We start from the raw sequence: 1,518 nt of genomic DNA on the forward strand, positions 1-1,518 counted from the left end.
CGCCATTCATGGCCATATCAATGATTTTCTGGTGCGTACCGGGTTGAGAAGCGGTGTAAGTGAACTGCAGTTGCCATGTTTTACGGCAGTGAGAGCAGAGATAGCGCTGATGTCCGGCAGTGCTTTTGCCGTTACGCACCACCCCGTCAGTAGCTGAACAGGAGGGACAGGTGATAGAAACAGAAGCCACTGGAGCACCTCAAAAACACCATCATACACTAAATCAGTAAGTTGGCAGCATCACCGTAAAAATCTCGTTGCCCTGCATGCATCCTTGCCTTCTATCCACTTTTTCTGTTCGCTGAGTTGCAGCTACCTTGCCGGGTTTCATCCCCTGAAGGTCAAAGGCATAAACAGCTGATGGCCCCCTCTGGCTCCCAGGCGTGGCCGGGTCGTCAGCCCTGGCGCGCAAACCGGCAGAGCCGGTAAGCTCCGCCGGACCGCACAGGGTTCCGGGCCTGGCGGCTGGGGTCTGATGGCAACGGCAAGGTCAACCCTGAATCTGGCCGCGTAATTCAGTCCTGTAGCCTCAAATGAAAGTGAAAGGCAAATTAGCAGGTTGCAAGGTTACAGGCTAAGACTGGAAAAGGTCCGCTATGAGCGAGGAGTGGAAGTCCGCGATTGTTCTTACAGTCGCTAATGAAGACATTACTAACATCATGGTATATTCCTAACGGGGAGCAGGTCGTTTATGCTGGTCGCCATTATTACTGATGACGAGAAACAGCTTATACACATTCTCAACTTTCAGCTGCTCACCACAGCCACAGCAGACAGCTCCGTGAGGAGTTTTTTTTTCATCATTTTTAAGAGTGAACTGAAATCGGCGCTTTCCACAGGATGGGCACCGAATCTTAACTCGTCCCATCAGGAGACTCCGTTGTGAAATAGTTTGATGGAAGAGCCTGGCAGGTATTCAGGATAAAGACAAAAAAAGTTACCGGAACCGCAAAATCAGTGGCAGAGCGTCAGTTCATTACGGCTTTATATGACCCTTCCTTATGAACAGCGCACTAACACTGACCGCAGGCAGACCGTCGGGTTAAAACCGTCACAGGATTACCTTGAAAGAGGTTTCGATGACAAACAGCAGGGTGATATCAGTGAAGAGGTTACGCAGGTACTACCGCGCTCACCTCAGCAAAGAGTAAGCCTTCTGATTTGATGACAGTTGCAGTGACTGTGAGTAGTTCAGGAAACTCAGCGCTGGAGAGCGCGCACTGCTGATTGTATCTCCGTGGCTGGCCTGTCTGGCGCTCTGTTATTATCCCCGAAGGCTGCGACAAAATTTTATGCGTATCTTTGTTGCGACAACATCACCTGATTAATTTGGTTCATCTTGTCTTTGCTTCAGTCAGTGACTGCTGACCGTCATCGGCAATAAAATCCGCAGATGTGGTGATGCTGCCAACTTACTGATTTAGTGTATGATGGTGTTTTTGAGGTGCTCCAGTGGCTTCTGTTTCTATCACCTGTCCCTCCTGTTCAGCTACTGACGGGGCGGTGCGTAACGGCAAA

The 1,518-nt window shown here is 50.1% G+C and carries 2 protein-coding genes; one reads left to right on the forward strand and one right to left on the reverse strand.

Annotated features, from left to right (window positions below):
• Positions 1-190: IS1 family transposase (locus MHZ89_RS22570; RefSeq protein ID WP_311784657.1), on the reverse strand; the 190-nt coding region annotated here is incomplete at its 3' end.
• Positions 191-1,452: 1,262 nt separating this feature from the next.
• Between MHZ89_RS22570 and MHZ89_RS22575 the strand changes: the two genes are divergently transcribed.
• Positions 1,453-1,518 (forward strand): IS1 family transposase (locus MHZ89_RS22575; protein ID WP_311784658.1); only part of this gene is annotated, 66 nt, incomplete at its 3' end.

Origin of the sequence: Pantoea sp. ACRSB (assembly GCF_022346905.1) — a bacterium.
Classification (GTDB): domain Bacteria; phylum Pseudomonadota; class Gammaproteobacteria; order Enterobacterales; family Enterobacteriaceae; genus Pantoea; species Pantoea piersonii.